This is a genomic window from Micromonospora sp. NPDC003776, from assembly GCF_053605645.1.
Genome location: NZ_JBSGJR010000462.1, coordinates 1 through 5,797, shown reverse-complemented (window position 1 = coordinate 5,797; position 5,797 = coordinate 1). Strand labels below are relative to the sequence as shown.

The window sequence follows — 5,797 nt, the reverse complement described above, 5'->3', positions numbered from 1 at the left end:
GGACGCTACAACCCTCTCGGCTACCACGTCGGCACCGTCTGGCCGTTCGACAACTCCTTCATCGCCTGGGGACTACGCCGCTACGGCTTCGACCAACAAGCCGGGACCATCGCCGAAGGAATCATCGACGCCGCGGAACACTTCGACGGGCGGCTGCCCGAGGCGTTCGGCGGCTACGAGCGGACGCTGACCAGATATCCCGTGCTGTACCCCACGGCGTGCAGCCCGCAGGCCTGGTCCACCGGGACTCCCCTGCTGCTCCTGCGAACCATGCTCGGCATGCAGCCACGCGGCGAGCACCTGGTGACCAGGCCGGCAGTGCCTGCGCATATGGGCCGGATCGAGCTGCTCAACATTCCCGGACGGTGGGGCCGGGCGGGCGCCCTCGGACGCGCCCACCCCGAGCGACGCTGACCGCCTCATGCCGGCAAGCCGATGAGCAGGAGGATCGGACCTCAGAAAGCTCTCGCCTGGCACCCAACAAGCGGCTCTCGGCGTTGCTGGCCTTCGCCGAGGCGCCCGCCGGGCCGCTGCGGGACGGCCCGGCGGGGCGTGACTCAGCTGGCGGCCTTCACGAACTCGGTCGTGTAGGTCTTGTTCAGGTCGATCTGGTCGGCCTTGGCCTTGACCGCCTCGTTCGACGGCTTGAGGACGTTGAGGACGGTCTGCGGGCCGTCGGGCGGCATCACGCCGTCGGCGGTGAACATGCTCTTGGAGTCGTTGATCGACTGCTCGTAGAGCTTGGGGTCGGAGCCGGCGAAGTCGGCCGGCATCTTCGCGGCGATCTCCGCTGCGCTGTGGCCGTCGATGAACTTCAGCGTCTTGACGAACGCATTGACCATCTTCTGGATGGTCTGCTTGTGCTGGGAGACGAAGTCGCACGGCATGTAGAGGGAGGCGCCGGGGTACAGGCCGCCGAGCGCTGCCTTGGTGCCTTCTTCCGTGCGCATCTCGATGAAGACCTTCGCCTTGCCGGAGCTGGTGAGCTTGGCGATCGTCGGATCGGTGGTCATGCCGGCGTCGATGCCGCCGTTGTCGATGGCGGCGATGAAGGTCGGACCGGCGCCGGCCTTGACCGTCGTGTACTGCGAGGGATCTACGCCGTTGCGGACGGCCAGTGCCCGGGTGATCATGTCGGTGGAGGAGCCGGGGCTGGTGACACCGAGCTTCTTGCCCGCGAAGGCCTTCGGTGAGGTGATCGCACCGGCCTTGCCGGTCGCGACGACCTCGGCCTCGCCGGGGACGTCGGCGAACTGCACGACGCTCTCGATGCACTTGCCCTTGGCCTGCAGGTCGACGGTGTGGTCGTAGAAGCCGACGACGCCGTCGACCTGGCCGGCGAGCATGACGTTCTCCGCCTGGGCGCCGGACGGCTCGCTGAGCAGCTGCACGTCGACGCCGGCGTCCTTGAAGTAGCCGAGCTGCTCGGTGAGTTTCGCGGGCAGGTAGATGACCTTGTCGAGCCCGCCGACCATGATCTTGATGGTGGTGGGCTGTTCGCCGCCGCCGGCGGCGGCCGAGGGTGACTGGCCGCGGCAGGCGGTCAGGCCGAGCGCCAAGGCGGGGATCGCCAGCAGCGCAATTGACTTACGCATGTGCAACTCTCCTAGGGGTGATGGGGGTTAGCGGGGTTGCCATTTGGTCAGGCGGCGTTCGACGACCGTGAGTACGGCCTCCGCGAGCAGCGCCAGAACGGTCGTGATGATCATGGCGGCGTAGATGCCGGGCGCGTCGAACGTGCCCTGGGATTGGGAGATGAGCAGGCCGAGGCCCTTGTCCGCGCCGGCGTACTCGCCGACGATCGCGCCGATCAGCGCGAACCCGAAGGCCGTGTGCAGGCTGGCCAGGATCCAGGTGGTCGCGCTGGGCAGCACGACGGTACGCATCAGCTGCCAGCGGGAGGCGCCGAGGATGCGGGCGTTGTCGTCGACGACTTTTGACACCTCGCGGGCGCCTTGGAACGCGTTGAAGAACACGCCGAAGAAGACCAGCACGAACGCCGTGGCCACCTTCGAACTCATGCCCAGGCCGAACCAGATGACGAACAGCGAGGCCAGCACGATGCGCGGGATCGCGTTGGCGGCCTTGATGAATGGGGCGAGGACCTCGGCGATGAATCGGGCGCGGCCGAGCACCACGCCCATGGCCACGCCGGCGACCGCGCCGAGCGCGAAGCCGAAGACCGCCTCTTGCAGCGTGTAGGAGATTTGGGTCCAGATGGAGCCGGCGGAGGTGCCGTCGGTGAACCAGACGACCAGCTTGTGCCAGATGGCGCTGGGCTTGGAGTAGAAGAACGGGTCGATCCAGTAGGTCGCGGCGAGCTCCCAGGAGCCGAGCCAGAGCGCGACCAGCGCCAGGCGCGCGGTGAGCACGCCCCACCGGGTCTTGCGCCGCACCGAGGACAGGGCGGCGGGGGTTTCGACCTGGGCCGGGGATTCGGCCAGCGCGATGTCAGCCACGGGAGGTTCCCTTCTTGCGGGCGATCTCGACCTCGTCGCGCAGCGGTTCCCAGACCTTGCGGTAGAGGTCGAGGAAGTGCGGGTCGAGGCGGATCTCGTCGACGTTGCGGGGCCGGGGCAGATCGACCGCGACGACGGTCTTGACGGTGGCCGGCGCGGCGGTCATGACGACGACCCGGTCGGCCAGGGCGATCGCCTCGGTCAGGTCGTGGGTGACGAAGACGACCGCCGCACCGGTGCCGGCCCACAGTCGCAGCAGCTCGCCCTGCATCAGTTCGCGGGTCTGCACGTCGAGCGCGCCGAAGGGCTCGTCCATGAGGATGATTTCGGGCTCGGTGATGAGGGTCTGCGCCATCGCGACACGCTTGCGCATGCCGCCGGAGAGTTGGTGGGGGTAGTACTTTTCGAAGCCGGTGAGGCCGACGGCGTCGATCCACTTCTGGGCGCGGGCGCGGGATTCGGCCTTCGGCACGCCGCGGTAGCGCAGACCGAGGGCGATGTTGTCGCTGACCGTGCGCCACGGCAGCGTCGCGTCCTGCTGAAACATGTATCCGACGGTGTTCGGGATTTCGGTGACGGGGGTTCCGCCGACGGCCACGGTTCCCCCGCTGGCCGGCTCGAGGCCGGAGATCAGCGACAGGGTCGTCGACTTGCCGCAGCCGGTCGGGCCGACCACGGTGACGAACTCCCCGGGTGCCACGTCGAGCGTGACGTCCCGCATCGCGGTGAAGGAACCACCGTTCGCGGACGGGAAGATCTTGGTGGCCCGATCCAGCCGGATGGCGGGTGTGCTCTGGGTCATAGCGGCAGACCGTAGCTGTGACGTCGGCGTTTCCGCGCGGTTTCGTTCGTTGCGCCGCCAACTCCCGTAGACGCCTTTTTGCCCTTTCTGCCCACGACGTTTGCGCAGGTAGCGTCTCTGAGGTGATGCGACGCCCCTTACGCTTGGCCACGCAGACGATGCTGCTGCAGGTGGTCGTCGTCGCCGTCGTGGCCGCGGCTGGATTCAGCCTCGCCACGTGGCTGCTGCGCAACGAGTTGGAGCAGCAGTACGAGCAGCGGGCGCTGGCCATCGCCCGCTCGGTTGCCCAGCATCCGGGACTGGCCGAGGCGGTCCGCACCGGCAGCCCGTCCGCCGACGGCGACGTGCAGCGGTACGCCGAACAGGTTCGCAGGGCGAACAAGGCGCTGTTCGTCGTGATCACCGACCGCGCCGGCATCCGTTTCTCGCACACCGACGCCCGGCTGGTCGGCCAACACGTCAGCACCGACCCGTCCGGGCCGCTCGCCGGACGAGAGGTGGTCAACATCGAGCGCGGCACTCTCGGGCTGTCCGCCCGCGGCAAGGTCCCGCTACGGGATGCTTCCGGGGCCGTCGTCGGCGAGGTCAGCGTGGGTATCGACGCCGACGAGATCAGCCACCGCCTCCACCAACTGCTGCCAGCCGCCGAGGTCTTCACCACTCTGGCCCTCGCCGTCGGCGTCGCCGGGGCGGCCTTGCTCGCCGTCCGCCTCAAACGGCGCACCTTCGGCCTGGAACCCACCGATTTGGCAGACCTGGTCCGCGAACAGGTCGCGGTGCTGGAGGGCGTGCGCGACGGGGTGCTGGCCGTGGACGTGGAAGGACGCGTGAGCGTCTGCACCGAGCAGGCGGCGCGCCTGCTGACCGAGCCGGTGACCCGAGGTGCGCCAGCCACCACGGAGGTGCTCGGCCTGCTCGAGGACCGGTCCCCCCTCACCGGCGGCCTGCGTCTGCTCGGCGAGCGCGTGGTGGCGGTGACCCGCAGACCGGTTCGTCGCAACGGCCAGGACCTCGGCGTCGTGCTGACCCTGCGCGACCACACCAACCTCGACGACATGGCCCGCGAGCTGGAGGCGACCCGGGCGCTGACCGACGCGCTGCGGGCACAGGCCCACGAGCACAACAACCGGCTGCACGCTCTGAGCGGGCTGCTGCACCTCGGTCACACCGACCGCGCGCAGGCGTACCTGCGGGAACTGACCGCCACGTCGGTGAGCGCGCCGCCCGGGCGGATCGGTGACCCCTACCTGGACGGGCTGCTGGCGGCGAAGACGGCGGTGGCGTCCGAGGCCGGGGTGACCCTGCGCCTGGGCGAGGACACCTGGGTGCCCGGGCGACTGACTCGCCCGCTGGACGTGTTCACCGTGCTGGGCAACCTGGTCGACAACGCGATCCGTGCAGCCACCGCAGGCACCCACCGATCCGGCTGGGTCGAGGTGAGTTTGCTGGCCAAGCAGCGCGACCTGCACATCTACGTGGCCGACAGCGGTGACGGGGTTACCCTGGCGGACCCCTTCGCGCCAGGGGCGTCAACGAAGGAGGAACCCGGGCGGGGACTCGGACTCGCGCTGGCTCGTCGCACCGCCCGTACACACGGCGGCGATGTCCGCCTCGGTCCGACCAATCCGGGGCACGGAGCGGTGTTCGTCGCCGAACTGCCCGGTGTCCTCGACCCAGCCGCCGCCCTCAACTGGGAAGGAGCCCAATGATCCGGGTGCTCGTGGTGGACGACGACTTCCGCGTAGCGGCGGTCCACGCATCCTTCGTCAATCAGGTGTCGGGCTTCACCTCGGTCGGTGTCGCACACACCGCGCAGGGCGCCGTGGCGGCCTCCGACAAGCTCAAGCCCGACCTTGTCCTGCTGGACCAGTACCTGCCTGACGGACTGGGCACCTCGGTGCTACGTGACCTGGCCGCCGACGTCATCATGCTGACCGCCGCCGACGACACCGCCACCGTCCGCGCAGCCCTCTCCGCCGGCGCACTGAACTATTTGATCAAGCCGTTCACTCCGGCTCAACTCGGGGAACGGCTGGTCGCCTACGCCCGATACCGCAACCAACTCACCGGCCAGCGCGGCCTCGGACAGGACGAGATCGACCGCGCCATCGCGACACTGCACAACGCGAACACGCCCACAGCCAGCCTGCCAAAGGGCCGCTCGACGGTCACCGCGCAGCGGATACTCGCCGCCCTCCGCGATGCGCAAGCCCCGATGACCGCGGTGGAGATCGCCGAAGCGACCGGAATTTCCCGCACGACCGCCCAGCGCTACCTGGCCGACCTCGCCGAGAGCGGCAAACTGGAGCTGAACCTGCGGTACGGATCGCAGGGACGCCCCGAACACTTGTACCGGTGGCACGGCGCCTCCCGTGCCGGCGGCCCCGCCTGAGGTAGCCGTCAAGGACTCATGCGCCGGGAGCCGGGAATGCAGCGGGTGGAGAACTGCTGGAAGGCGCCCGCGCGCGGCCGGCGAGACTGGCGACGTCTCGGACACGGGTGGCGTTTTGGCCCCCCTCGCGCGGGGCAACCCCCC

Annotated in this window: 5 protein-coding genes and 1 pseudogene; 3 read left to right on the top strand and 3 right to left on the bottom strand. The window is 69.2% G+C overall.

All coding sequences use genetic code 11. From position 1 onward, the window contains the following. Nucleotides 1–414, top strand: a pseudogene (locus ACWEVO_RS28190) (glycogen debranching N-terminal domain-containing protein); the annotation flags it as partial. A gap of 143 nt (nt 415–557) precedes the next feature. Here ACWEVO_RS28190 and ACWEVO_RS28185 read toward each other — a convergent pair. The 3 genes from ACWEVO_RS28185 to ACWEVO_RS28175 are packed head-to-tail and all read right to left on the bottom strand — an operon-like array spanning nt 558 to nt 3,261. Beyond that, complete coding sequence (locus ACWEVO_RS28185; RefSeq protein ID WP_452310517.1) at nt 558–1,595, bottom strand: ABC transporter substrate-binding protein; 1,038 nt, start codon at nt 1,593–1,595, stop codon at nt 558–560. Nucleotides 1,596–1,622: 27 nt separating this feature from the next. Continuing rightward, nucleotides 1,623–2,459 (bottom strand): ABC transporter permease, encoded by an 837-nt coding sequence (locus tag ACWEVO_RS28180; protein WP_452310515.1) that lies wholly within the window; start codon nt 2,457–2,459, stop codon nt 1,623–1,625. Beyond that, nucleotides 2,452–3,261 carry an ABC transporter ATP-binding protein gene (locus tag ACWEVO_RS28175; protein WP_452310514.1) on the bottom strand — a complete coding sequence of 270 codons (810 nt, stop codon included), beginning with the start codon at nt 3,259–3,261 and terminating at the stop codon, nt 2,452–2,454. Before ACWEVO_RS28175 ends, ACWEVO_RS28180 begins: the two co-directional genes overlap by 8 nt. 158 nt (nt 3,262–3,419) lie before the next feature. On the opposite strand from ACWEVO_RS28175, the gene ACWEVO_RS28170 reads away from it, so the two are divergent. Together ACWEVO_RS28170 and ACWEVO_RS28165 are read left to right on the top strand one after the other, a co-directional pair. Beyond that, nucleotides 3,420–4,970 (top strand): sensor histidine kinase, encoded by a 1,551-nt coding sequence (locus ACWEVO_RS28170; RefSeq protein ID WP_452310513.1) that lies wholly within the window; start codon nt 3,420–3,422, stop codon nt 4,968–4,970. Continuing rightward, nucleotides 4,967–5,653: a response regulator gene (locus tag ACWEVO_RS28165; RefSeq protein WP_452310512.1), complete on the top strand. Its 687-nt coding sequence runs from the start codon at nt 4,967–4,969 to the stop codon at nt 5,651–5,653. Before ACWEVO_RS28170 ends, ACWEVO_RS28165 begins: the two co-directional genes overlap by 4 nt. Nucleotides 5,654–5,797 lie beyond the last annotated feature (144 nt).